Genomic DNA, 24,605 nt, shown 5'->3' on the forward strand with positions numbered 1-24,605 from the left:
CTCATTTGAGATTTATGACCAGAAAGTCGACAGTAGCTGAAACCTTCTTAAAATACCGAAGCAAGTTAATGCGCGCGGTAGGCACTATTGTTGGTACTGATGATATTGAAGATATAGTGCAAGAAGCATTTATTAAGAGCTATGAGGCCGAATTAAAACAAGAAATACAATATGAACGGACCTACATGCTTAAAACGGCGCGTAACTTAGCGCTCAACCATGTGTCGAAGGCTGAAAATAAAAATAAACAGCATTTAGACGATATGGATCTGCTGCCCTATGAGTTGATAGGGCACAGCTTAGAAAAAAACGTAGAAAGTAAAGAACGCTTTATTCACTTTTGCCGAGCCACAGATACGCTGTCTGCGGATGTAAAGCGAGTATTTTTATTGAAAAAAGTCTATGGCATGCGACAAAAAGAAATTGCTGAACTCGTGGGGTTGAGTGAGAGCACTGTGGAAAAGCATGTCGCCAAAGGTCTTGTAATGTGCTCTCGGTATTTGGCCGAGCTGTCAAAAGATAATTTATCACCCCAAGCACCTTTAAGTGCGACTCAGGACATAAGCCGTAGTTAATATGAATAATATTCGCCAATTTTCCAGTAAAGAAGATATCCAAGAGCATGCCTGCTTGTGGATTAGTCGTTTAGATCGCGGCTTAACAGATGAAGAACTCGCAGAACTCGATAGCTGGCTTAGCGAGAGTAACGCCCACCGTCAATCTCTTATTGAAGCTGCTAGCCTCTGGGACGATATGTCTGTGCTCAACGAGCTAAGTGGCCTATTTCCCGAGTCTCACATGCGCAAAAACGATGGAAACAGAGCAAAACGTCAAAACGCCTCTCAATATCGTGGAAAGTGGAGTATTGCCGCTGCCTTCCTGGTAATGACGTTAGCGATAGGGACGATTGTTCAGCAGGTGTGGTTAGACAATACACCGGAGTTTGCCGCTATCAATGAAAAGGTTGAAACGGGTATTGGAGAACAAAAAAACGTTACCTTGGCGGATGGATCTGTCATGCACTTAAACACTAACTCTATCGTTACGGTCGATTTTTCCCAGAACGCGCGTTCTATTGTCCTGCTAAAAGGTGAAGCTCATTTTGAAGTGGCCCACGACACATCTCGCCCCTTCTCAGTAACCGCAGGCAACAACACGGTAACGGCGGTAGGAACAGCATTTAATATGCAGTACGTTAACGACAACGCGTTTGAATTGGTTGTGACAGACGGTAAAGTGTTAGTCAAAGATCGGTTCAGAGATTCCTCTTCTGCCGAATCCTTGTTTGGGAAAAAGCCTATAACCGAAGAAGGCCTGCTTATGTTCGCGGGTGAAAAAGCCACGGTGCAAGGAAAAGTAGAAGCCCGCGAAAGCTTATCGAAAAACGACATCGATGATGATTTAGCATGGAAACAGGGAATGATTGTGTTCAAAGGCGAGCCGCTAGAGGCTGTGCTTGATGAAATAGGACGCTACACGCCTGTGCGCTTTACTATAACGGATGAACGCTTGCGCAAACGCCGAGTTGCTGGTTATTTTAAAGTGGGCGATATCGACGGCTTACTGTCAGCGCTGAAAAGCAGTTTTAATATCAATTATGAAAAAATAACCGATACAAGCATTCAGTTATCCGTAGCATCGTAATATTGTGTAAAGAATTGGTGTAAAGAATATACGCAAAAAGTATATGTAAAAAATAGTCTGTGCAGTGGCATTGGCCTATTGGCATCCGATGATTGAATGTGACAATATACGAAAGAATAATAGCACATCGATATATCACCTTGCAGTACATGCATTTCGCAGTCATCACTCATTTCATGAAACGTCAACGGTTTAGTTGGCGTTTTCGTGCTGTGGATTCTCATCGCGGTGCTCGCAAACTCACCGGTCGCAGCGCCGATCATAGTGCTCATCTTGGCTGCCATGACAGCGCTGCTCGTAACGTCCATGACAGCAGCGAGAAAAAAAGCCAAGTGGCGCTGGCGATATGCATAGCCTTTTCAAGCATGGGATGGCAAAGCGTTAGCCATGCTCAGCAAGCTATACCGTCTAACAGCAATAGCGAGCCACTCGCGTTATCAGAAGCCCCCTCATTTACGTTTTCTGTACAATCTCAATCAGCTGATGAAGCGCTGACGGAGTTAGCAAAACAGGCCAATACCACACTGCTTTTTCCTTTCGATTTAGCCAAGCGAGTTAAAACTAACTCACTTAACGGTACCTACACACTGAGTGAAGCATTAGGGCAGTTGCTGGAAGGAACCGAACTTGCCGTAATTGCTGATGATTTAGGTGTATTAAGCATACGCGCACGTGCATCTTTGGTTGCTAAAAAGCCTGTTGAGAGTAAAAAAGAAGAGCAAGTTGACAATAGCAACGCCTTGGAACGTATCGCTATTGTTGGTACACGAAATGCGCCTAGAAGTGCAGTGGATTCACCGGTTCCGCTGGATATTATTAGTGCGAAGTCGTTAAGTTCTCAAGGTAATGCAGACGTGCTGTCAATGCTCAGTGTTTTGGTGCCATCTCTTAATGTGAACGATCAGCCAATTAACGACGCAAGCAGCTTGGTAAGACCAGCTAATTTACGCGGCATGTCCTCGGATCACACATTGCTTTTACTTAATGGAAAGCGGCGGCATCGCTCTGCGGTAATTACGTTTCTTGGCGGCGGACTCAGTGATGGCGCACAGGGCCCCGATATTTCAGTTATTCCAGCGCATGCGTTAAAACAAGTGGAAGTATTGCGAGATGGCGCATCAGCGCAGTATGGCTCAGACGCTATTGCCGGTGTCATTAATTTTGTTCTTAAAGATGATAGTGAAGGTGGAAGTGTTACGCTGAAATCCGGTGCCTATGGCGAGGGAGATGGAGCATTATTCCAATTTCAGGGTAACCGTGGTTTCTCATTGGGTGAAAATGGATTTGTGAATGTCACCGGTGAATATCGTCAACAAGACGGAACGTCGCGCTCGGTGCAACGAGACGACGCTGTAATGCTGATGGAACAGGGCAATCGTTTTATTCAAGATCCCGCGCAAATTTGGGGCGCGCTTGATGTTGACAACGATATAAAGCTCGCCATTAACGCAGGCTATAATCCGTCCCCCACCACGGCCTTATACGGTTTTGTCACCGCAGCCACTCGAAAGCTATCGGGTGGATTTTACTACCGCAACCCCCAAACTCGAGACGGAGTGTTTAGCCGCATTGATGCTGACACCGCAGTACGGCGATTAATTATTGCCGATTTAGATGGTATCGATTCTGGCATACAGTGCCCTTCAATTATCCTTACTGATGCCGATGTATTGCAAAATCCTGCCTATCAGCAGATTGCGGATAACAGCACAGAGCTTGGCGCAAACTGCTTTGCGTTCAACGAATTTTATCCAGGTGGTTTTACACCAAGTTTTGGTGGTACTATCAAAGACGCCTCATTGGCTGTGGGACTTAGAAAAGAACTACCTTACGACTGGGCTTTCGATGTGAGTGCGAGTGTGGGCTACAGTAATGTAGACTATGAGATTACCAATACGGTAAACCCCTCCTTAGGTCCACTTTCTCCTACGTCATTCAACCCCGGCGGCGTGTCTCAAGTAGAGCGCACCCTAAATTTAGATTTTTCGAAGTTAATTCAAACCGTATTCGACGACCCAGTGAGTATTGGCCTGGGCATAGAGTGGCGCAAAGAAACCTATTTTCAAAAAGCAGGCGATGAGAGTTCATATATTGCAGGGCCTTATGCATTTGAGCCCCCGCTAGGCTTAAACGAAGGATTTTCAATTGGCTCCAACGGTTTCCCAGGCTATCAGCCTCAGTCTGCTGGAAATTGGAGCCGCAGTAATTGGGCTATGTACGCCGATATTGAGTTTTTCGTTACCGAAGCATTGCAATTTGGTGTTGCCTCACGTCTTGAGCACTTCAGTGACTTTGGCACTACATTTGATGGCAAGTTGAGTACGCGCTACAAGCTTAACGACCTTTTTGCTTTAAGAGGCTCGGTGAATACAGGCTTTAAAGCGCCCACAGTAGGGCAGAGCAATGTTATTAACGTGACCACGGCTTACGGCCCTAATGGGCTAGAAGACCAAGCCACACTGCCGCCTACAGATTTAATATCTGTGCAGCTTGGCGCAACACCGCTGACGCCAGAAGAATCGGTTAATTTTAGCGTAGGGGCGGTAATGCACGTCAGTGAGTATTTCTTCGCTACCGTCGATTACTTTACCATTCGCTTGGAAGATAGAATTAGCACTACGTCAGCTATTCCGCTAACCGATAGTGACATAAGTGCACTTGTCGCTAATGGGCGTCCTGATGCGGCTAAATACAACGCTGCAAAATATTTTACCAACGATTTTGATACTAAAACACAGGGTGTTGATGTTGTTGTAAATTATCAATTTGCAGCAGGCGAGTGGCAAAACAATCTGCTGTTTGCCTACAACTGGACTGATACGCAGGTAGAACGAGTGACGTTATACCCGGCATTAGTCGATGGCGCGCTTCAGCTTACGCCAAATTTGACCAATGCGCGGATACGCATGTTAGAGGACAATTTGCCGGCCCACAGGGGCAGCATTACCCTCGAACAGACTATTTCGTCACTCGCGTTTACATGGCGCTTAAACTACTTTGGCTCATTTTATGAAGATCACTTAGATGCATCTGCAGGCTTTGATATAGCCGGTAGTGCAAGACTGACCATGGATGCGCAGTTTTCGTGGCAAGTGTCAGAGGAAGCTCGTTTTACCGTTGGTGCACAAAACTTATTTAACACTTTGCCAGATGAAAACATGTTCAAGGGAGAAGTTGGTGCCCTATATCCGCCGACAGCGCCAGGTGGTATAAACGGCAACTTTTTTTATGCAGGTTTGGAGCTTGAATTTAAGTAGTGAGATAAAAAGGGATGCTCAATTGCACTGATGCATTACCTAAAGTTAGTTATCACTAACTAGCAGTCGGAGAATAGGTGTGGTTGTTAGCCCACGTTTTTAAATAGGGATTCGTCGATAATCGTTTGGTCAATAATTTGTTGTGCCATTCCAATACATTTTCCGCACTGAGAACCAAGCTCTAAATGCTCTCGTAATTCACGCATGTTGCCTACACCGTTGGTCTCAACAGCAGCACGAATACTTTTATCGGTTACGCCGTAGCACATACATACAAACATTATCGAACACTCCAAACCAATCTGTGAATGATAATAATTGTTATTCATGATTTTGGCAAGTCGTGATGAGAATTATTTTCATTAAAAATAACTCAAGGTGTTTGAAAGTCACAAAAGCGTTATCGCATGCTGTCATTTCCGGCGTTTTATTGGCTCGGCCTTAAATATCGAAGGGTGGACTGTCAATATAAGCTAGTCTTCGCTGACAAGGGGCCAACCGCCCAGCGATTGGTAACGATTTACCATATAACAAAAAAGCTCGGTGGTTTTTTGTGCATCATATAGCGCGCTATGCGCTTCGTTTTGATCAAAGTCGATACCCGCTGCTCGACACGCTTTTACCAAAACCGTTTGTCCTAGAGCTAACCCTGCAAGACTTGTGGTATCAAAAGAGACAAAAGGGTGAAACGGCGTGCGTTTTATATTGCATCGCGCTATCGCTGCGTTGACAAAACCTTGGTCGAAAGCGGCGTTATGCGCCACAATCACAGAGCGCTGACAATCGGCATTCTTTTGGGCCTTACGAACCCCTCTGCATAGGTCTTTCATTGCATCGCTTTCTTCAATGGCACCTCGTAGCGCACAGTGTGGATCGATGCCGTTGAATTCTAACGCGGCCTGTTCAAGGTTTGCACCTTCAAAGGGCTGAATATGATAATGAAAAGTTTCGTCTGGGTGCAGCAGACCGTTTTCATCCATTTTTACCGTTACAGCAGCGAGCTCTAGAAGCGCATCGGTTCCGGCGATGAAGCCAGCCGTTTCAACATCAATTACAACGGGAAAGTAACCTCTGAAACGTTGTGATAAAGTAGGCATTGCGGTTGAAGACATAGACTCTCTTTTCAAGACAAGTGAATGTGGAGTGTCGTGAGGATTAGCGCAGACACCAATATCAATAAGCTCATGATTATCGCAAGGATAAAAGGCAAGTGCTAGCACGAATTAGCACGGTACGCTTGAAACGACTATGAATCTTACCGAGTTAGCGTTGTTTAACTCTAATTCTCCATTGCTTGGAAATACGTAAGGCTCGGTACACGTTTGGCCTAGAATTACATAACACTTCGCAGAACGGTCAAGTATAAGAGTTTAAAAATTAAGCTTTGCGCTATAATTCAGTCGCAACAACGGCTAATTCACCCTCACAAAACGTAAATTAATAAATCACGTCTAAACTTTTTTGTGCCAAGGGCGATATACTACTTATAGTTTCCATTTACTGGTACCACAACGCATTTGATTGCGGTGTAAATTTTCATTTTCTAGGCTTTCGTTATGCTATCGATATCTACAATAGTGTGGAACATTAATACAAAAGCGATGTATACGTGTCTCCTTAACCAATGCCTGCTAATCGTAACCGCGGCCGTGGTCTTGAGTTCTGCAGAAGCGCATTCGGCTATGCGCCAATACTCTGCGACAGTTGAAACGTCAAACTGGCAAGTCGAAACAGAATCACGTTTGCAATGTAAGTTAAATCATGAGTTGCCTGGTTATGGCGATGCTGTGTTTACAAGTATAGCGTCTAAACAGCTGAATATGGAATTCGAGCTTGATATGCATTTACTGCCTAATCATTTTGACGTAGCGGCAGTATATTCAGTGCCGCCCAAATGGATGCCTGGTGTCGCGCCAAAGACGATAGCAGACATGACAATAAGAAAGCAGTATAACGGCGACTTACCTCAAGATGCAGCATGGACCATGCTTTCAGAACTCGAAAAAGGATTTTGGCCCACTATCTATTATCAAGATTGGTATAATAAGTACGATAAGGTGAGCGTGGCTCTTAATGCCAGTAATTTTACCGAGGTTTACCGACAATTTGTAGAGTGTGTTTCTAACCTGCTCCCTTACAGCTTCGATGACATAGCATACACAGTATTATCGTATCAAAATAACAGCACTGAGTTGACTAAGTACTCGCAAAAGCGACTCACAATGATTGGCGAGTACCTTAAAGAGGACGCGGAATTAGAGCTCGTGTTGTTAGACGGTTATACTGATAGCTACGGTGGTCGTTGGAATAACGAGCAGCTCTCTATTAGAAGGGCAAATGAAGTAAAAAGTTACCTTACCGCTATTGGTGTACCTAACGATCGTATTCAACTAACCGGTCATGGCGAAAAGCGTTTCATCGCGCCGAATGACACAAGAGAGTCGCGAGCGCAAAATCGACGAGTTATAGTGAGACTTTCTAAGTCATAGCCGGTGGCCTATCGGGCGTCATCGACGATTGCACGGTCTTGTTCACGCCATGCTAGCACAGGAGGGACATGGTCGGTAAATACGCCGTCTACCTTGGCTATGTTGCGTAGGGCATCTAACAACTGAAGGCCACTCATGCTAGGAGGTAGCGCATCTTGGCGATAGGTATAGGGGTGAATGGTCAGATTGTTGCTGTGTGCATGTGTTAGCCAGTTTGCAGCTTCAATTTTTTTACTCTTTGCGTCGTCTTGATTGAAAAGCTGAGGTACCCAAGGCCCAATACCATTTGCGTATTTAGCGACTTCTGCCATTCCTTCTGCACTTCTTATCCACGTGTAATCAGTACTGCTTTCTTTCCAATCATTTTCGCCAATTAACATAACAACTTTGCCTTTGTAGCCTAACTCACTGCGAATTCTTTTAACCTCATCAAAGTCAAAGCACTGCAAGTAGCTGTTGTCTTGTGCACCGTCAAAATTAAATGCTTGAAGCGCGTCTATAACAATGCGACTTGCGTCTACTCCTTCAGCTAAGTGAAAAGCAGGTGATTTAATTTCTGGGTATACCCCTATGTTTTTGCCAAGCTGGCGGTTGAGTTCGCTTATTAAATCAAAGTGCTCATAAAGAGTCGCAATGCTAAAGCGAGAAGTCGTGGCGGAAAATCGTGATGGAAACACTCTGTTTTGGCTTTTGTCTTCTCGTTCGTGAACGTCAAGCCTGCGAAGTTCTGCTAACGTAAAATCCCGAGCATAAAATCTGCCGTCTTCTCGTGCTCTTTGCGGAAAAACAGTTTCCACATTGGTGACTGTCTCTAAATGTATGTCGTGAAGCACAATAGGCACATTATCTTTGGTAATCACCACATCCTGCTCAATGAAATCTGCTTGGAGCGCAAAGGCTAGGGTGGTCGCTTCTAAAGTATGCTCGGGTAAGTAACCTGAAGCGCCTCGATGAGCGATGACCAAAAATTCAGCTCTTTGGCTTTCGCTATCTGGCGCTTCCTTAATGACAGCACGTTCTGTTTGGGATGCTTCTGCAAATGAAAGCATCCATAAGTTAAAAAGTAAAAAAAGCAAAGCCACGGGACGATTGTTCATTAAAATATTCCATAAAGAAGTGGGCGCAAGAGGTACTTACATTCATAAAAGGCAGGTACTACACTGAATTAACGACCCTCTATAAGCTCAATAGCATAGCCATCAGGATCGCGTACAAAAGCAATAACCGTTTTACCGCCTTTCACTGGCCCAGGTTTGCGGTACACATCAGCACCATTTTGTTCAAGGTTTTCACAAAATGCATAAATATCGTCTACGCCAATAGCGATGTGGCCGTAGGCATTGCCTTTGTCGTAGGTATTTTCTCCCCAGTTATAGGTGAGCTCTAGTACAGTAGAGTCTTCCTCATCGCCGTAACCCACAAAAGCGAGGGTGTATTCGTAGTCTTTATTGTCAGATTGGCGCAACACGCGCATGCCCATTAGTTTTGTGTAAAAGTGAAGTGATGCGTCTAGGTTTTCAACGCGAAGCATAGTGTGGAGCATTCTCATAGTCGTTCCTTTTATAGATAGCCTATTGGTAAGACATTGATACGTTATCGAAACACGTTTGATTAAGGGTAATAGGTAATTGTTAATACTTGAAGACACAGTTTACATTGCATTGCTTAAATCAGCGTCGAGAGGAACATGGGGGGTTATTGACGATAGGCATTTATTATTCTCTATTCTTCTCTCAATTTTCGCAAATACAAGTGTTTCGAACATAAATCACAGACTTGTTCAAACGAGGAGAAAAAAAATCAAATAAAAGTTGTGTTGAAATATTCAATAAAAACCAATTAAAACAGTCGCTTGCTCTTTTTCTTGGCTTTTTTTTGAGTAAGGATGGTTAATCAATGGTGAAAAAGTTAGACATGCCCATGCTTTGCATGTATCTTACGCGGGCTTTAGATATGTTTTACGCTTTACCTATTACTGCTTTGTACCACTCTTTTATTCCTTCAATTGAAGTTTTATATAGATATACATCTGCTTTACTAGCTCGTTTATGTCTATCGCTATCGGTGATTTCACCACTTAAACATCAATTTTTAAAAGGTATATATTATGTCTAATTCTGTAAACGGTACAGTAAAATGGTTTAACGAAGAAAAAGGTTTTGGTTTCCTAACTCAAGACGGCGGCGGTAAAGACGTATTCGTACATTTCCGTTCAATCGCTTCTGACGGTTTCAAGACTCTTTCTGAAGGCCAAGCGGTAAGCTTCGAAGTAGAACAAGGTCAAAAAGGCCCACAAGCAGCAAACGTTGTTGTTCGATAAGCTAAAAGACGCTTAAAGTCTTTGAAGTGAATAGGCTCTCTTACGAGAGCCTATTACAAAGTTTTTTAAATTTCTTACTACCAATTGCTCACCACAAAAGGAATACTAAAAACAACTACATAATAATGATAAAAGAAGTAATTAATTTGCATATCCAATCTATAAAAAATCCCCCAATACAAACTCCAATTTCTAATATTTCAGTCTACAAAAATAGCATTGCTTTTACCGAAGTAGACAGTAAACGTCATATTGAATTCAGCTCCAAAAAAGAAACTAGAGCCTACCTTGATTGGCTTTTAAACTTTTCATAACGCTTTCAGTGTTGATTAAACTCGTATTTGATTAGCAAGCCTAGCTCGAGAAAAGTGCTTAATACACACTCACAAGCCAAATTTCCAAAAAGCCCGTGTTAGAAGCGCGTAACTAAAAGCTCGTAGGCATAACCGCGTAAGAAAAACCGCATAAGAGAAACCGCGAAATAGAACAGCCAACGTCCGTGTTAACTGTTATCTCGTGTCCTAATGCTATTTTGCGCCTTTTAAGTCTACGTCTGTATCGGCCAAGAGATAGATACTGGCTGCATACGCTGCAATGTTTTGCGCGAGCTCGTCAGGATTGATTTTATCCAGCGTGTCATCAGGTGTATGGTGTAAGTCAAAGTAATCACGACCATTTTGATTCAATCTGATAGTGGGTACGCCCTTTGCTGCTAATGGAATAATATCTGGGCCTCCGCCTGCGATATCAGAACCGCCTCGAATAATGCCTAATGGTGATAATATTTTAGCGATATCGTCCACGAGTTGTGTTGCGTCTGGGTTTACATTTGATACTAACTGCCAGACTGTTTGCGCGCCGAAATCTGACTCGGTGGCCACTACGTGATTAGCCAGGTTGGCTTCGTGTTGTTTGGCATAGGCAAAAGCGCCTAATAGACCCACTTCTTCAGCGCCAAACATAACAACGCGTATCGTCCGCTTAGGTCGCTTCGGAAGCTTAGCAATCAGCGCTGCCGCTGCGGTAGTAATAGCAATACCAGCACCGTCATCAACCGCACCTGTGCCCAGATCCCAGCTGTCTAAATGTCCGCCAATAAGAACAATCTCTTCTGGCTTTTCACTACCAACAATATCGAGGATTACATTGCCACTGCTCACTTCACCTTTCCATTTGGACTCACTGTGAAGCGATATAGATAACGGTTTGTTAGCTTGATGAAGGCGGCGAAGGTGGTCGGCATCTGGATTAGATACAGCAATAACGGGTATGTTTGCCCACTTGTCGCCGTTTTTGCTCATCATGCCTGTATGGGGAAAACGATGGGAGTCAGAGCCCACTGAGCGTACAACAAGGGCACTTGCTCCACCACGCTCGGCATGTTGCCATCCAATGCGTCGGCGCTGATTAGCTTGTCCATAGCCAGCACCAGTTTGGCTTTTTACCATAGCATCGCCATCAACAAAGGCAATTTTTCCCTTAAGCTCTGAGTCTTTGATATCTGACAAGGCATGGATGTCGCGAAAATAGACTACATCGGCATTAACTTCACTCTCGCTTGGCGCAGCTCCGCCTAGGGCTGTGCCATAAAGCGGCTGTTGATAAGGAGAGGTAAGAGTAATATGCAAGTGGCCACGATCCCAAAAGGGCATAGTGAACTCTTCTATTGATACCCTATCAAAGCCTAATTCTCTTCCCAGCTCGGCCCCCCAGTCTCTTGCTCGCGCTTCGGCTTCTGAGCCACCTAATCGCGGACCTACTTCGGTAGTGAGCGATGTGACTATGTCATAGCCCATATTACTTTTCAGGGCGGTTTGTATGAGTTTTTCAGCGGTCTCTTTTTGAGTTTCAGTGATAGGGGAGGGAGCGGCTAGTAAGGATGAACTCAACACCCCCATCAACACACTCAGTGTTACTGCTTTAAGTCGTAGCATGACATCTCCAAGTTCTCGTTTTGCAATTTTGTGATTTCTATTATCGTTTCTAGGTCAACACGCTTTCGTGCTATTAGTTTGCAGCGTTACTCAATCATAGCGACTGTGAGATGAAAGTCGATATTGCTTGCTGTAAGAATGGGATTTTAGAAGACAGGTTACTCACTGAGTCTGCGCTTTACGTTTAACCGGCTTGGCTTTCTTCTTAGCGGCAAGTGTTTTCTTTTTTTCCTGCTCTTTGAGCACTTCATTGATGAAACTTTTTCGCCCGAACTCTCTGGTTATTAGGCATCTGTCTAAAGAAAAGCCTCTTGCCGGGCAGTACTCACGGCCGTAAAAGATAATTTGTAGATGAAGGTCGTTCCATTTCTCTCTTGGGAATAGACGTTTTGCATCACGCTCAGTTTGCTCAACACTTTTGCCATTTGATAAACCCCAGCGATACATTAAGCGATGAATGTGTGTGTCCACCGGGAATGCAGGTACGCCAAACGCCTGAGACATGACTACGGACGCGGTTTTGTGGCCCACGGCTGGCATAGCTTCAAGCGCAGCAAAATCTTGAGGAACCTTGCCATCATGCTGCTTTATAATCATGTCAGAGAGGTGCCAAATACCTTTTGATTTCATTGGCGATAGGCCGCATGGTCTTATAATATTCTGAATTTCTTCAATGCTCATTTTAACCATATCGAAAGGATTGTCTGCTTTGGCGAAAAGCGTTGGTGTAATCTGATTAACCCGTTCATCGGTACATTGTGCTGAGAGCAATACGGCGACTAGTAACGTGTAGGGATCGGTATGGTCAAGGGGCACGGGGATTTCTGGGTAAAGTTCGTCGAGAATATCCATGATAGCTTGGACTTTTTCTTGTTTCGACAATGTTTTTACAGCGTCACCCATGAATGTGCTCTCTTAATAATTGTTGTTAACCTGAATTCTTTTTACGCAATAGTCCGCTGATGGCTATGTTTCTGCGGTAATTCTCACTCGCTCAGCTTTCGCTTTCGGTATTGTCTCCTTTTCGGCGAGTTTCGTGTCTATCATGTTTTTCACCGCGATTAATAGCCCCATGGCTAAAAACGCACCGGGTGGCAAAATGGCCAGCAAAAAAGGGCTATCCGTTTCAAATAGCGTGATTGCCCAGTTCTGAGCAACCTCACCGAATAGTCTATCGGCGCCGGTCAACAAAGTACCTGCACCTAAAATTTCCCTTAGGCCGCCTAAAATTACGAGAACTGCGGTAAATCCAAGTCCCATCATGACGCCGTCGTAAGCAGAGGCGAGAGGGGGATTTTTGGAAGCAAATGCCTCTGCTCGGCCAATAATGGCGCAGTTAGTGACAATGAGAGGGATGAATATTCCCAGCGCTAAGTACAAATCATAGGTGTAAGCGTTCATAAGTAGCTGAACAATCGTCACAAAAGAGGCGATGATCATAACAAACACAGGGATACGGATTTCATTGCGCACGATATTACGCACAAGCGATACAGTAACGTTACTGCCGATAAGAACAAGCATGGTCGCCAAGCCTAACCCTAGCCCATTTATAAAGGTGGAGGTAACGGCAAGTAAAGGACACAGCCCAAGAAGCTGTACTAACGCCGGATTATTCTTCCATAGTCCTTGAAGGGATAAATCGCGAAAATCTGTCATGATGGCTGCTCCTGACTGTCGGCATCTATATCAGTACCTATTTGGCATTGGTTAGGGGCATCAAATAAGTGAGTCTGATTTTCTTCCACATAAATTAGCGCATTTTTAACTGCATTAACCACCGCTCGTGGGGTTATCGTTGCTCCTGTGAATTGGTCGAATTCACCACCGTCTTTTTTTACCTGCCATGGCACTAGGTTTTCACTAGAAAACCCTTTTCCTGCGAATGATGTTATCCAGTCGCTAATGGCGAGCTCTACTTTATCACCAAGCCCTGGGGTCTCTTTATGTTCAACAACGCGAACGCCCAATACATTGAGATTAACATCAACGCCAATAACCATGTCGATGTTGCCGCTATATCCATCAGGTGCAGTAGCCTGAACCACTAGAGCGCTGGGTTGATTGTTTTGGCGTGCTCGGTAAATTGCATGGTTGCCCGGGCCTAGAGCGTCAGAATCAATTACCGTACAGTCGGCGTAGAGCGGGTTAGTGTGTAGTGAGCTTGGTACTACTTCATTAAGTACACTCAAAAGCTTGCGTCTTTTTTGTTCTTCAATAGTGTCTTTCGTACCGAAAAAGGTCACGGCAATAAGTGCGGTAGTCACAATCGCGAAGCTACCTAACATTACACCGTTTTTAATCAGGCTATCTTTAATCAAGCTATTTAGGGCCATTACTTTGCCCTCCACTTACCGCTGACATTTTTTCCATAAACTCGTGGGCGTGTGTAGTAGTCAATTAAGGGCACTGCCATGTTCATGATAATAACTGCAAACGCTACGGCGTCGGGATAACCACCAAACACACGGATAACAACAACCCAAAAACCGATGGCTGCACCAAAAATGAGGCGGCCCTTTGGCGTAGTCGATGCCGACACGGGGTCGGTGGCAATAAAAAATGCACCGACAATGACAGCGCCGTTGAGTAAATGAAATAGAGGTGAAGCGTACAGGTCGCCGTTAACTAAGTGCAGTACCGCTGCGCACACAAACACACTGATTAGCATGCTGCCAGGAATATGCCAGCTAATTACGCGGGTTTTCACTAAGGCCAGACCGCCAAGTAGGTAAGCTAGACTAACCCAGCCCCAACCAGCACCTGCTGCATCAAATAGGCTACCGTCAAATGTGGGTTTCGCTAATGACTCTGAGTAGGTAAGCCCCTGCGTTAAATCAGTTTTTAATGTATCTAGAGGGGTGGCCATAGTGACTCCGTCAACCATGGATGCGCCGCCAGCTACCGTTTTTAGTTGAGTTACGTCGTAGCCGCTAGTGGTAAAACCGGTGAAAATAAGCGATGCCGAGTCGAGAAAACTTGGCGTAATGGCGGCATGTGTGGTTGCTGGAAGCCATACACTCATCGCTGCCGGAAACGAGATAAGTAGCACCACGTAAGCTATCATCGCGGGATTAAAAATATTAAAACCAAGACCACCGTAGACTTGTTTTGCAACGGCAATAGCAAAAAATACCCCAATAATTGTCATCCACCAAGGTAGGGTAGGTGGAATACTGATTGCAATAAGCAGGCCCGTTAGCACTGCACTATAGTCAGTTAGTGTTCTCTCAATGGGGCGCTTTCGCAAATACAATATCACGCCTTCAAATACGAGCGCGCTAGCCACAGCAATGACAGCTTGAATAAGCATGCCCCAGCCAAAAAACCACGTCTGCGCTATCATGCCAGGGATCATGGCATAAATGACGATGCGCATGACTTGGCCCGTATCTCGTTTTACGCGCTGATGTGGTGAGCTTGATAAACTTAATTTCATTTCAACTCTTTCTCTTTATCTGCAGCGGCTTTTTTTGCCTTGGCCTTTGCTACCGCTGCTGCAATACGGGCTTTCTTTTCATCCACTTCACTTAAAGGTGTATCCGTCACCGCAGTGGTGCCACTGGTGCTCTGGGGTTCCGCTACTTTGGGTGGCTTAGCTTTAGAAGGCTTAGCGTAATAAGCTGGGGGCGTATCGCTAGTTGGCGCAGAAGCCTGTTGAGCTGCTTTTTTGGCTTTAGCTCTAGCAATAGCCGCAGCAATCTTCGCTTTTTTATCATCAACGCCCGTTGCGCCCGCATCAGTCTCAGCAGTACTGTCGCTATGACTATCACTTGAAATTTCGCTGTTTAGCTTTGTTGCGGCAGCGGTGTTGTTTGAAGGGGCTGCCCCTCGAGCTTCCTTCTTTGCCTTTGCTCTGGCAATAGCGGCAGCGACTTGCGCTTTTCTCTCGTCACCTGATTCGCCGCTTGAATCGGTTGCAGTTACTGGGGTGCTGTCCTGCGTCTTATGTTCAGACTGACTTTGAGTATTTTGAGTACTTTGCAGCGCTGCTTTTTTGGCTTTTGCCCGGGCAAGCGCCGCCGCTACTTTGTCTTTCGTGTCACTTGCCGCAGGAGATGGTGCGTCTGTGTTTGCCGGTTTAGCTTGATTTGCTGCTAGTCGCGCTTCTTTTGCTTTGCGGTGCTTCTCTTCTCTTTCCCGCTTTTCGCGCTCTAGGCGCTCATTTCTTGCCTCAAAACGCTGCTTGGCTTTTTCAGCTTTGTTCTTTTCGTCTCGTTGAGTGCGAATATCAGCTTTGGCCTGTCTGTAATAGTGTACTAGTGGAATTTCACTAGGGCACACGTATGCACATGCACCGCATTCTATACAATCGAATAAATCGTATTCCTCAGCCTTATCATATTCTTTGGCTTTTGCATGCCAGAACATTTGCTGAGGCAGTAAAGACGCTGGACATGCATCGGCACAAGCGCTGCATCTAATACAAGGGCGCTCTGCATTATCATCCACCAATTCTTTTTTGCTTGGCACAAGCAAGCAGTTGGTTGTTTTTACAATCGGAATGGTGGCATCTGATAACGTGAACCCCATCATAGGACCGCCCATAACCACTTTGGGCGCTTTTTGTTTTTTGGGATTGTACTGGGCCTGTTCAAGTAAATGTGCAACAGGCGTTCCAATAAGAGCCCTGAAGTTTCCTGGCTGTTTAACAGCTTCTCCCGTTACCGTGACTATTCGTTCTACAAGGGGCTTACCTTGCAAAATGGCATCGGCTACTGCGTAGCATGTACCAACGTTAAACATGACCACGCCAATATCAACAGGTAAGCCGTTGCGGGGAACCTCTCTACCAGTGAGCACTTGAATAAGCTGCTTTTCACCGCCGGCAGGGTACTTTGTTTCCACACTAACAACGCGGTAAGCATCTTTGTCTTGGCAGGCAATGTTTAATGCCTGCAGTGCTTCCGGCTTGTTGTCTTCAATCGCAACAATGATGGCCTTGGGATTAATTAAATGAGCTAATATGTCGAGCCCTTGCCTAATTTGCCAGGCATGCTCTCTCATCAGTCGGTCATCTGATGTGATATAGGGTTCACACTCAATGCCGTTTAACACCAAAAACTCTATAGGCTTCGATGTTGATGTTTTTATATGTGTTGGAAACCCTGCGCCGCCCATCCCAGAAATACCTGCTTGGCAGATATGGTTGATTAATTCGTTTTTATTGACGTCGGTGTAGTTGGGAATAGGGCTCAAATCGCACCATGTATCATTTCCATCAGGTTTCAATGTAATGCACATTTCAGTTAACCCACTGGGGTGGGCAACTACATGTGGTGCAATGGAAATAATTTCGCCGGATGTGGGCGCGTGCACCGGCACCGCGAACGGCGTTGCGCTTTGAGACAGTATTTGGCCTTTTTGAACTTTGTCGCCAACCTCAACACAGCAAGCGCCATCAGAGCCAATATGCTGACGCATAGGGATAATAAGATGCGCTGGTAAAGGAGGAATTCGTATCGTTGTTGTATTAGATAGCGACTTTTTGTCCTCTGGGTGCACGCCACCTGGAAACGAATACAGCTTGTTGTTATTCAGCGTTTCAATAATGGAATCAAAGCTTGGAGATAACACGATTAAGACACCATTTTTATTGGAATGTCACCTTTCGGTGATGAAGAAAAATCCCAGTTCCAGGTGGACGTTGTTTGAACCAATGGAACCATATCAATGCAGTCTACGGGGCAGGGATCAACACATAAGTCGCAACCGGTACATTCATCGACAATCACGGTGTGCATATGTTTAGCAGCCCCTAAAATAGCGTCTACTGGGCAGGCCTGAATGCATTTTGTGCATCCAATACATTCGTCTTCGCGAATAAACGCTACTTTTTTTGTATCTTCTTCCCCGTGAGCAGCATCAAGAGGCTTAGCTTCAACGCCCATTAAATCCGCAAGCTTTTTAATTGTTGATTCACCGCCAGGAGGACATTTATTAATATCATCGCCGTTAGCGATGGCTTCGGCGTAGGGTTTACATCCTGGATAGCCGCATTGACCGCATTGAGTTTGCGGCAGAACTTCGTCAATTTGCTCTACAAGTGGGTCGCCTTCAACATGAAAACGGATACTGGCGTAGCCAAGAATAAGGCCAAAGATAACGGCAAGAACACCAATTGTGATAATAGCAAACGAAATAGACATTATACCTTCACCAATCCGCTGAAGCCCATAAAGGCGAGCGACATTAAGCCTGCGGTAATCATTGCAATGGAGGCTCCTTTAAACGATACCGGCACATCTGCAGCAGCTAGGCGCTCTCGCATTGCGGCGAATAAAATAAGTACTAATGAAAAGCCAAGGGCTGCGCCGAATCCATAAATAAGGCTCTCCATAAAGTTGTGCTGTTCAGTTAGGTTGAGTAACGCCACGCCAAGTACTGCGCAGTTAGTGGTGATTAGGGGGAGAAAAATACCCAATAGTCTGTAAAGCGTAGGACTCGTTTTATGTACGACCATTTCGGTGAATTGGACAACTACTGCAATGACCAATATAAAGGCAAGAGTGCGAAGATAACTTAACCCAAGGGGAGTCAATAGATAGGTCTCAACGAGATAGCTTGAAGCTGACGCTAACGTGAGCACAAATGTGGTTGCCATAGACATGCCCATAGCCGTTTCTAGCTTGCTTGAAACGCCCATAAACGGACACAAGCCCAAAAACTTCACCAATACGAAGTTGTTTACTAATACTGTGCCAATCAATAGCAGTAAAAAATCAGTCATGAAAATCCCAAATGAAGAACCAATAGAAACGCTCAAGAAGGCGAGGGGTTCTTTGGTAAATTTTATGTACGTTCTATTCGCAAATAAATAAGACAATTCAGCGTCGTTATTATCGCTTTTTACAGCCGGTTTAACAACTTGATTGAATTAGGGTAATTTAATGAATTTGAGTTAGGAATTGAAAATATGAAGGCGCTATACAAGCCTTGAATAAAAGTGATGCGAAAAAGGATATTGATGATGTGAGCGTTGCTTGGAGCCAATCAAGTGGCTCCCCCTCCCCGACTCGAACGGGGGACCTGCGGATTAACAGTCCGTCGCTCTAACCAACTGAGCTAAGGGGGAATTGACACTTAATTTGCTGCTGAAGTTGGCTCCCCCTCCCCGACTCGAACGGGGGGCCTGCGGATTAACAGTCCGTCGCTCTAACCAACTGAGCTAAGGGGGACCTGTGCTTCAACGGGGGCGAATATTAAAGAGGTACTTAGTTGCTGTCAACAATATATCTAAAAATATTTATACTGAATGCACAAAAAATAACTTTTTACCGTTTTGATGCTTAATTTGTCATCAATGGGGTGTAATTAGTGTTTAATTAGTGAACGGGAGCGCTCATATTACCTTTATTACGTTTTTTGTGGCAGACGGAAGCCGCGCTCAAAACATTTTATTTTTGATAGCTCATTACTTAAAATTACTATAACAAAATAGAATAAAAAAAAGCTTTGATACTGATATTATATACAGTGCTTAATAAAACTGTAACCTGTACGCAAGGATTAAAAGGTTAGTCACTACTTACCTTTTATTTTGCTTTTGGGTCATAAAATCACGCCAACTATGGTCTCGCGTTAGTTATCCACTAAATCTGTGGATAACTATGTTGATAGATTGATTTAGCACTCATTGAACAAACGATCATTGTTCTTTTGATCTCTTTTTTAAATGACGTGAATTTAAATAAAAATAAATTAAAACAATTGCTTAATGTGTAATCATTGATCTTTAAATAAGATCGGCAGGGATCTCGTGGACAAAATTTAGCTTGTGTGTTAATTCAACGAATGTCTAAAAGCTATGCAGCTAAATTTATGTTTTATCAAAGATTGTTACATTTTGATAACAGCGTTTACGTGTTGCTAAATCTTCGATTTTTTAGTAACCATCGCCTACAACCCTGTTTTGCTGATGCTTGATACAAAAATAAAGTGTCGGCGGCGATAGTTAATGCAAACTGCGCTATTTGAAATAGGATGTTTTGCTAACAAAGATTAATTTTGATGTATAAATATACATTTTGACCGATTCGCCTCTAAATTTAGCTCGAATCGAAATAAATAATAGAGTGTTCAGTTTTTAATCACTAGCTTAGTGGTCTTTACAGGCTTGTGATTATATTTTCTCGTTTCTAAAGAATCGACGCGTTGGCATACCAAAATTTACAGCAGACGTCTGCAACCCATTGTTCATCGTGTTGACGTGGCGTAACGCCTCCTACTCTTTTACACTGATGTCGCAGAAGAGGGCTTCGTTGGAATTCCATGAGCGTTTAGCGCGATTAAGATTGTCAGCGTGCATTGAAGACCACTGGCACACGCCAAAGACCGTCATCGCAATGGTTGAAATAAAAGTATTAATACGAGTGAGCGCTCAATCATCATAGTAAAGGAGCATAAGTGATAAAAAATCAGTCATCCCGAAAAGCGTCTAATCTTCTAGAGGGAAATATAGCGTCTACGTTAAAGCGTATGACCATCCCCATGATTTTGGGGATGATAATGATGATGAGCTTCGGCTTAATTGATACGTTTTTTGTTAGCTTGCTTGGCACTGAGCAATTGGCGGCTATAAGCTTTACGTTCCCAGTTACCTTTACTGTGATCAGTTTAACTATCGGCCTCGGTATTGGCACTTCTGCAATAATTGGTCGGCTACAGGGCAGTAAGGAAAAAGAAAAGTCGAAGCTTTACGCTACCGGTTCTTTAATGCTGTCAGCAATGTTGGTAGGCGTATTGGCCACTGTTGGTTTCTTTTCGATAACGCCCGTATTTTCTTTATTAAACGCCTCTGAACAACTAATGCCGTATATCGCTGATTACATGGGTCTATGGTATGTGTCGAGTGTTTTCCTCGCGCTACCAATGGTTGGAAATAGTGTGCTGCGTGCGTGCGGTGATACCAAGACACCGAGTATAGTGATGGCTTCTGTAGGTGGCTTGAATGCATTGTTAGACCCCTTATTTATTTTTGGCTTTGGTCCCGTACCAGCAATGGGAATACAGGGGGCGGCACTTGCCACATTTATTGCATGGCTTATTGGCGCAGGTTGGATAATTTATATACTAGCAGTGAGTCGCAAATTAATGCTGCCACGCCTTTTGACCCTTGTTGAATTGCGCAGCAGTAGTAGAGACATTTTGAAAATTGGTTTACCCGCTGCTGGTGCCAATATGCTTACCCCAATTGCTGGTGGCGTAATGACAGCAATTGTTGCGAGCTATGGCGCGGAAGCAGTTGCCGCGTGGGGGGTGGGGAATCGCATGGAGTCTATTGCCAATATTGTTGTTCTGGCTCTATCGATGACATTACCCCCTTTTATTAGTCAGAACGTAGGCGCACTCCAAATTAGGCGCGTAAAACGCGCCTATTCCATTACCTTGAAGTTCGTATTGATCTGGCAATTTATCGTGTTTTTGGCTATGTGGGGGTTATCAGGTTGGATAGCCCACGCGTTCGCTCATGACGCTAGAGTGGGTAGTCTCATACAGTTGTTTTTAATGATCGTTCCTTTAGGTTATGGCATGCAGGGAGTAATCGTTCTTACTAACTCATCGCTAAATGCTATGCACCGCCCGATGACCGCTCTTATCCTCAGTGTCATCCGCTTATTCGTTTTTTTCGTACCCATTAGCGTTTTGGGAAGTCATTTGTATGGCCTCCAAGGATTATTCGTCGGTAACGTGATTGCTAATGTGGCAATGGCAGGCGTCTCTGTATTTGTATTTAAAAGAGCCGCTGAGCAAGCCGTAGCCAAAGAACATGTAAATCTAGTTGACGCCAACCCCGTTAGCTCAAAATAAAGGTGTAATAATGAGTAGAGGTTTCGAACTTCATTCGAAATATAAGCCCGACGGTGACCAGCCCGCTGCGATTGAAGCGCTAGTTGACGGATTAGAAAGTGGTTTAGCAGGACAGACACTACTTGGTGTGACGGGCTCTGGGAAGACTTTCACTATGGCCAATGTGATTAAAGAAGTGCAGCGTCCTACGCTTATTCTTGCTCACAACAAAACATTGGCAGCTCAGCTTTATGGGGAAATGAAAGACTTTTTCCCCAATAACGCAGTTGAGTATTTCGTGTCTTATTACGATTATTATCAGCCAGAAGCCTATGTGCCTAGCACTGATACATTTATTGAAAAAGATGCGTCAATAAACGATCACATAGAGCAGATGCGTTTGTCTGCTACGAAAGCGCTCATGGAGCGACGAGACGTTGTCATTATTGCTAGTGTTTCCGCCATATATGGCCTAGGCGACCCTGAATCCTACATGAAAATGCTGCTGCACCTTCGCCAAGGTGACACGATGGATCAGCGTGACATACTGCGCAGACTCGCTGAACTCCAATATAAAAGAAATGATTTAGCGTTTGAGCGAGGCACGTTTCGCGTGCGCGGTGATGTTATTGATATTTTCCCTGCTGATTCTGAAAAGCAAGCGGTTCGAGTAGAGCTGTTTGACGATGAGATAGACAAGATAAGTTTGTTCGACCCACTAACGGGCGCGGTAGATAAATCCGTGGTGCGAGCTACGGTTTTCCCTAAAACTCATTATGTGACACCAAGAGAAAAAATTCTCAACGCGATTGAGCATATCAAAGTTGAGCTGGGCGAGCGCAAAACCCAGCTACAAGAAGCGAATAAGCTCATCGAGGAGCAGAGAATTTCTCAGCGGACTCAGTTTGATATTGAAATGATGATGGAGCTAGGCTATTGCTCAGGTATCGAGAACTATTCTCGCTATCTCTCAGGCCGTGCGCCAGGAGAGCCGCCTCCAACCCTGCTTGATTACTTTCCAGCCGATGGACTCATGTTTATCGATGAGTCTCACGTAACCGTCTCCCAAGTTGGTGCAATGTACCGTGGTGACCGCTCTCGCAAAGAAACACTAGTTGAGTTTGGTTTCAGGTTGCCTTCGGCACTTGATAACCGACCGCTGAAATTTGAAGAGTTTGAGCAGATTTGTCCTCAGACTATTTATGTTTCTGCCACCCCTGGCGATTACGAGCTGAAAAAAACCGAGGGTGACATTGTCGAACAGGTGGTGCGACCCACCGGGTTACTTGACCCGATTATTGAAGTCCGCCCAGTGGCGACGCAGGTGGATGACGTGTTATCTGAAATCCACAAGCGTGTTGCGCTAGATGAACGGGTGCTTATTACTACTCTCACAAAACGCATGGCTGAAGATTTAAGTGAGTACTTAAACGAGCACGGCGTAAAGGTGCGATACCTCCATTCTGATATCGATACTGTGGAAAGGATAGAAATTATTCGCGACTTACGCCTCGGCAAATTTGATGTGTTGGTGGGAATCAACCTGCTAAGAGAAGGGTTGGACATGCCAGAGGTGTCGTTGGTTGCAATCTTAGATGCAGACAAAGAAGGCTTCTTGCGTGCAGAGCGTTCTTTAATTCAGACCATAGGTCGTGCTGCCCGTCATTTAAATGGTCGAGCTATATTGTATGGTGACAAAATAACGAAGTCTATGCGCAAAGCGATAGATGAAACTGATAGACGCCGCGAAAAGCAACTAGCGCACAACAAGGCTAACAACATCACACCAATGCGCTTAAATAAGCCAATTACAGATATTATGGACTTAGGTGAAGGTGCGCACCCAGCCTCTGGCAAAGTGCGACTGCGTAAGGTAGCAGAGAAGAAGAAGCAGCAGAAAGCAGCGAGTGCGACTGACCTCATGGATCAAATTGCAGAACTCGAAAAACAAATGTTCGAATATGCCAGAGAGTTGGAGTTTGAAAAAGCAGCATCCTTGCGAGATGACGTAGAGGCTTTAAGGAAGCAAGTCGTCACGTTGTCTTGAATACTTAGGTTCCTGCGCGTTTTCAGTATAAAGCTGAATAACACGCGGGAGACGTGTAAATAGCTAAAAAGAAAAATTGCGATTAAAAGACTCAATTTGTCGTTGTAATAGCCTGTGTTGTTTCATATAGTTACTTAAAGAGTATCAATAACTATACCTAAAACAGGTGCTACTATGCTAAATCGTCTCCAAGAATCGGATATAAAGTTACTACGCGTTTTTTATGCAGTAGCGAGTTGTAATGGATTTACGGCGGCTGAACCAGTGCTCAGAATGCAGCGACCAAACATAAGCGCGGCAATAAAAAAACTAGAGGAACGGTTAGATCTCGTGCTTTGTCACCGAGGTCGGGGCGGATTTCAAATGACCAAAGAAGGCGAGGTTGTTTTTCAAGAAACCAAGCGCATTTTTAATGCGTTTGATAACTTCGTTTTTAACCTTAAATCGTTACATGACGATTATTCAGGACACATCACGCTTGTGTTGATGGCTGGTCTGCCACTTTCAATGCATTTAGCTGTGAGTAAAGCAGTTAAGAGCACCATGAAAAAGTTTGATGATATTCACGTGAATATTCAAACTCGTCTTTACAATGAGGTAGAGCATGTAGCATTGTCAGGTGAGTGTCATTTGGTCGTCTCTACTTACGACATGGTAAAACCTGAATCAGTGACTTTCCATCCGGTAGGATTGAATGTTGAAGGCAGGTTGTACTGCTCTCCTAGCCACTTACTAGCAAAATACCGAGATACTGAACTTCCTGATAATGTGAATATTGAAGATTATCCCGCTATCGGAATTTCTGGCCTTTCATCTGCAAACTACATTGAAGACGAATCAAGACTAGCCATACAAACGTTCTCTGATTCTTTCGACGCCGCAATGTCGGCGATTATGACAGGAGAATATGTTGGTCTTTTACCTGATTATATGGCAAAAGAGCAGGGCGCTGCGCTTGGGCTAGTGCCTATCGCTAATGGCAGCTTGTTTAACTTCAGTCATGAATTATTTGTGATGAACGGCAAAAATACCCGATTGAACCCCGTGTTGCGACACTGCATTAAAGAGCTAAGCTACTTTATTGCTGAAAGCCAAAAGTAATCGCAATCTTTCGTCATAAAAAGT

The 24,605-nt window shown here is 44.4% G+C and carries 20 protein-coding genes and 2 tRNA genes; 8 read left to right on the forward strand and 14 right to left on the reverse strand.

The window, feature by feature from the left end; genetic code table 11:
* Positions 1–14 precede the first annotated feature (14 nt).
* The 3 genes from ACOJR9_RS05750 to ACOJR9_RS05760 all read left to right on the forward strand — a co-directional run bounded on the left by ACOJR9_RS05750 (position 15) and on the right by ACOJR9_RS05760 (position 4,901).
* A complete protein-coding gene (locus ACOJR9_RS05750) occupies positions 15–575 on the forward strand; it encodes an RNA polymerase sigma factor (protein WP_420935387.1) in 561 nt (186 codons plus the stop codon).
* 1 nt (position 576) lies between these two features.
* Entirely contained in the window at positions 577–1,644 is a 1,068-nt protein-coding gene (locus ACOJR9_RS05755) for a FecR family protein (protein WP_420935388.1), read from the forward strand.
* Between the two features lie 365 nt (positions 1,645–2,009).
* A complete protein-coding gene (locus tag ACOJR9_RS05760; protein ID WP_420936061.1) occupies positions 2,010–4,901 on the forward strand; it encodes a TonB-dependent receptor plug domain-containing protein in 2,892 nt (963 codons plus the stop codon).
* An 86-nt stretch (positions 4,902–4,987) separates the two neighbouring features.
* Here ACOJR9_RS05760 and ACOJR9_RS05765 read toward each other — a convergent pair whose 3' ends face one another.
* Both ACOJR9_RS05765 and rnt read right to left on the reverse strand, forming a co-directional pair.
* Positions 4,988–5,182, reverse strand: a complete 195-nt coding sequence (locus ACOJR9_RS05765; RefSeq protein ID WP_032094496.1) for a bacterioferritin-associated ferredoxin — start codon at positions 5,180–5,182, stop codon at positions 4,988–4,990.
* 192 nt (positions 5,183–5,374) lie between these two features.
* Positions 5,375–6,013 (reverse strand): ribonuclease T, encoded by a 639-nt coding sequence (gene rnt, locus ACOJR9_RS05770; RefSeq protein ID WP_420935389.1) that lies wholly within the window; start codon positions 6,011–6,013, stop codon positions 5,375–5,377.
* 570 nt (positions 6,014–6,583) lie between these two features.
* Here rnt and ACOJR9_RS05775 point away from each other — a divergent pair.
* The gene (locus ACOJR9_RS05775) at positions 6,584–7,390 is read left to right on the forward strand and encodes a flagellar protein MotY (RefSeq protein WP_420935390.1); all 807 of its coding nucleotides are present in this window, start codon (positions 6,584–6,586) and stop codon (positions 7,388–7,390) included.
* Between the two features lie 8 nt (positions 7,391–7,398).
* On the opposite strand, the gene glpQ is transcribed toward ACOJR9_RS05775, so the two are convergent.
* Positions 7,399–8,487: a glycerophosphodiester phosphodiesterase gene (gene glpQ, locus ACOJR9_RS05780; RefSeq protein ID WP_420935391.1), complete on the reverse strand. Its 1,089-nt coding sequence runs from the start codon at positions 8,485–8,487 to the stop codon at positions 7,399–7,401.
* Positions 8,488–8,555: 68 nt separating this feature from the next.
* Positions 8,556–8,939, reverse strand: coding sequence for a lactoylglutathione lyase (gloA, locus tag ACOJR9_RS05785; protein WP_420935392.1), 384 nt, complete (start codon positions 8,937–8,939; stop codon positions 8,556–8,558).
* A gap of 558 nt (positions 8,940–9,497) precedes the next feature.
* On the opposite strand from gloA, the gene cspE reads away from it, so the two are divergent.
* Positions 9,498–9,710 carry a transcription antiterminator/RNA stability regulator CspE gene (cspE, locus tag ACOJR9_RS05790; RefSeq protein WP_032094499.1) on the forward strand — a complete coding sequence of 71 codons (213 nt, stop codon included), beginning with the start codon at positions 9,498–9,500 and terminating at the stop codon, positions 9,708–9,710.
* 527 nt (positions 9,711–10,237) lie between these two features.
* Here the strand turns inward: cspE and ACOJR9_RS05795 are convergent.
* From ACOJR9_RS05795 to ACOJR9_RS05840, 10 genes are all read right to left on the reverse strand, one after another.
* The gene (locus ACOJR9_RS05795; RefSeq protein ID WP_420935393.1) at positions 10,238–11,644 is read right to left on the reverse strand and encodes a M20/M25/M40 family metallo-hydrolase; all 1,407 of its coding nucleotides are present in this window, start codon (positions 11,642–11,644) and stop codon (positions 10,238–10,240) included.
* 162 nt (positions 11,645–11,806) lie between these two features.
* Complete coding sequence (locus ACOJR9_RS05800; RefSeq protein WP_420935394.1) at positions 11,807–12,547, reverse strand: endonuclease III domain-containing protein; 741 nt, start codon at positions 12,545–12,547, stop codon at positions 11,807–11,809.
* Positions 12,548–12,610: 63 nt separating this feature from the next.
* Entirely contained in the window at positions 12,611–13,303 is a 693-nt protein-coding gene (locus tag ACOJR9_RS05805; protein ID WP_420935395.1) for an electron transport complex subunit E, read from the reverse strand.
* On the reverse strand, positions 13,300–13,965 hold the full coding sequence (gene rsxG, locus ACOJR9_RS05810) for an electron transport complex subunit RsxG (RefSeq protein WP_420936062.1): 666 nt from the start codon (positions 13,963–13,965) through the stop codon (positions 13,300–13,302). The genes ACOJR9_RS05805 and rsxG overlap by 4 nt, the downstream gene beginning before the upstream one ends.
* Positions 13,966–13,979: 14 nt before the next feature.
* Positions 13,980–15,083 (reverse strand): electron transport complex subunit RsxD, encoded by a 1,104-nt coding sequence (rsxD, locus tag ACOJR9_RS05815; RefSeq protein WP_420935396.1) that lies wholly within the window; start codon positions 15,081–15,083, stop codon positions 13,980–13,982.
* The gene (rsxC, locus tag ACOJR9_RS05820) at positions 15,080–17,221 is read right to left on the reverse strand and encodes an electron transport complex subunit RsxC (RefSeq protein WP_420935397.1); all 2,142 of its coding nucleotides are present in this window, start codon (positions 17,219–17,221) and stop codon (positions 15,080–15,082) included. The genes rsxD and rsxC overlap by 4 nt, the downstream gene beginning before the upstream one ends.
* A gap of 2 nt (positions 17,222–17,223) precedes the next feature.
* Entirely contained in the window at positions 17,224–17,793 is a 570-nt protein-coding gene (gene rsxB, locus ACOJR9_RS05825) for an electron transport complex subunit RsxB (protein ID WP_420935398.1), read from the reverse strand.
* Positions 17,793–18,374: an electron transport complex subunit RsxA gene (gene rsxA, locus ACOJR9_RS05830; protein ID WP_420935399.1), complete on the reverse strand. Its 582-nt coding sequence runs from the start codon at positions 18,372–18,374 to the stop codon at positions 17,793–17,795. Before rsxA ends, rsxB begins: the two co-directional genes overlap by 1 nt.
* Positions 18,375–18,642: 268 nt before the next feature.
* Positions 18,643–18,719: transfer RNA gene (locus tag ACOJR9_RS05835), tRNA-Asn, on the reverse strand.
* A 26-nt stretch (positions 18,720–18,745) separates the two neighbouring features.
* A tRNA-Asn gene (locus ACOJR9_RS05840) sits at positions 18,746–18,822 on the reverse strand.
* A gap of 1,333 nt (positions 18,823–20,155) precedes the next feature.
* Between ACOJR9_RS05840 and ACOJR9_RS05845 the strand changes: the two genes are divergently transcribed.
* From ACOJR9_RS05845 to ACOJR9_RS05855, 3 genes are all read left to right on the forward strand, one after another.
* Positions 20,156–21,454, forward strand: coding sequence for an MATE family efflux transporter (locus ACOJR9_RS05845; protein WP_420936063.1), 1,299 nt, complete (start codon positions 20,156–20,158; stop codon positions 21,452–21,454).
* A gap of 10 nt (positions 21,455–21,464) precedes the next feature.
* Entirely contained in the window at positions 21,465–23,480 is a 2,016-nt protein-coding gene (gene uvrB, locus ACOJR9_RS05850; RefSeq protein ID WP_420935400.1) for an excinuclease ABC subunit UvrB, read from the forward strand.
* 174 nt (positions 23,481–23,654) lie between these two features.
* Positions 23,655–24,581 carry a LysR family transcriptional regulator gene (locus tag ACOJR9_RS05855; protein WP_420935401.1) on the forward strand — a complete coding sequence of 309 codons (927 nt, stop codon included), beginning with the start codon at positions 23,655–23,657 and terminating at the stop codon, positions 24,579–24,581.
* The last annotated feature ends 24 nt before the right edge of the window (positions 24,582–24,605 follow it).

Source organism: Alteromonas ulvae (assembly GCF_048987005.1).
GTDB lineage: Bacteria > Pseudomonadota > Gammaproteobacteria > Enterobacterales > Alteromonadaceae > Alteromonas.

Bases quoted from the DNA above. Each gene is read 5' to 3' on its own strand.
- ACOJR9_RS05750 (WP_420935387.1), top strand. From the start codon at position 15: ATGACCAGAAAGTCGACAGTAGCTGAAACCTTCTTAAAATACCGAAGC.
- ACOJR9_RS05755 (WP_420935388.1), top strand. From the start codon at position 577: ATGAATAATATTCGCCAATTTTCCAGTAAAGAAGATATCCAAGAGCAT.
- ACOJR9_RS05760 (WP_420936061.1), top strand. From the start codon at position 2,010: ATGGGATGGCAAAGCGTTAGCCATGCTCAGCAAGCTATACCGTCTAAC.
- ACOJR9_RS05765 (WP_032094496.1), bottom strand. From the start codon at position 5,182: ATGTTTGTATGTATGTGCTACGGCGTAACCGATAAAAGTATTCGTGCT.
- rnt (WP_420935389.1), bottom strand. From the start codon at position 6,013: ATGTCTTCAACCGCAATGCCTACTTTATCACAACGTTTCAGAGGTTAC.
- ACOJR9_RS05775 (WP_420935390.1), top strand. From the start codon at position 6,584: ATGCGCCAATACTCTGCGACAGTTGAAACGTCAAACTGGCAAGTCGAA.
- glpQ (WP_420935391.1), bottom strand. From the start codon at position 8,487: ATGAACAATCGTCCCGTGGCTTTGCTTTTTTTACTTTTTAACTTATGG.
- gloA (WP_420935392.1), bottom strand. From the start codon at position 8,939: ATGAGAATGCTCCACACTATGCTTCGCGTTGAAAACCTAGACGCATCA.
- cspE (WP_032094499.1), top strand. From the start codon at position 9,498: ATGTCTAATTCTGTAAACGGTACAGTAAAATGGTTTAACGAAGAAAAA.
- ACOJR9_RS05795 (WP_420935393.1), bottom strand. From the start codon at position 11,644: ATGCTACGACTTAAAGCAGTAACACTGAGTGTGTTGATGGGGGTGTTG.
- ACOJR9_RS05800 (WP_420935394.1), bottom strand. From the start codon at position 12,547: ATGGGTGACGCTGTAAAAACATTGTCGAAACAAGAAAAAGTCCAAGCT.
- ACOJR9_RS05805 (WP_420935395.1), bottom strand. From the start codon at position 13,303: ATGACAGATTTTCGCGATTTATCCCTTCAAGGACTATGGAAGAATAAT.
- rsxD (WP_420935396.1), bottom strand. From the start codon at position 15,083: ATGAAATTAAGTTTATCAAGCTCACCACATCAGCGCGTAAAACGAGAT.
- rsxB (WP_420935398.1), bottom strand. From the start codon at position 17,793: ATGTCTATTTCGTTTGCTATTATCACAATTGGTGTTCTTGCCGTTATC.
- rsxA (WP_420935399.1), bottom strand. From the start codon at position 18,374: ATGACTGATTTTTTACTGCTATTGATTGGCACAGTATTAGTAAACAAC.
- ACOJR9_RS05845 (WP_420936063.1), top strand. From the start codon at position 20,156: ATGATGAGCTTCGGCTTAATTGATACGTTTTTTGTTAGCTTGCTTGGC.
- uvrB (WP_420935400.1), top strand. From the start codon at position 21,465: ATGAGTAGAGGTTTCGAACTTCATTCGAAATATAAGCCCGACGGTGAC.
- ACOJR9_RS05855 (WP_420935401.1), top strand. From the start codon at position 23,655: ATGCTAAATCGTCTCCAAGAATCGGATATAAAGTTACTACGCGTTTTT.